The organism is Pedobacter sp. 05L430, from assembly GCF_056397585.1.
On record NZ_JBFTNT010000635.1, the window covers coordinates 1 to 473 of the forward strand.

Below are 473 nucleotides of genomic sequence, written 5' to 3' on the forward strand. Positions count from 1 at the left end.
GATTTATTGAAGGTAACACATGGAACTACAGTTTCTTTGTACCTCAGGATCCTAAAGCTTTAATTGAGCAGATGGGTGGCAATAAAAAGGTTGGATTAAGATTAGATTCTTTGTTTTCTATGCATCTTCCGGATGAGTTTTTTGCCGAAACTGAGGATATTACCAGAGAGGGTATTATTGGTGGATATGTGCATGGGAATGAGCCTGCTCACCATGTGGCTTATTTATACAATTGGATTGGGCAGCCGTGGAAAACACAGGAAAAGATACGCATGATTTTGAAAATGCAATATAAGCCAACACCTGATGGACTTGGTGGTAATGATGATTGTGGACAAATGAGTGCGTGGTATATGTTTTCTTCTTTAGGTTTTTATCCTGTATCTCCGGGATCGGAAGATTATTCTTTAGGAAGTCCGGCGGTTAAAAATGCAGTGCTAGCACTTGAAAATGGAAAAACATTTACTGTTGAA

At 38.9% G+C, this 473-nt stretch carries 1 protein-coding gene; it reads left to right on the top strand.

Annotated features, from left to right (window positions below; translation table 11 throughout):
• The coding region (locus tag AC1DG9_RS27730) for a glycoside hydrolase domain-containing protein (RefSeq protein WP_477635790.1) at positions 1 to 473 on the top strand (473 nt) is incomplete at both ends.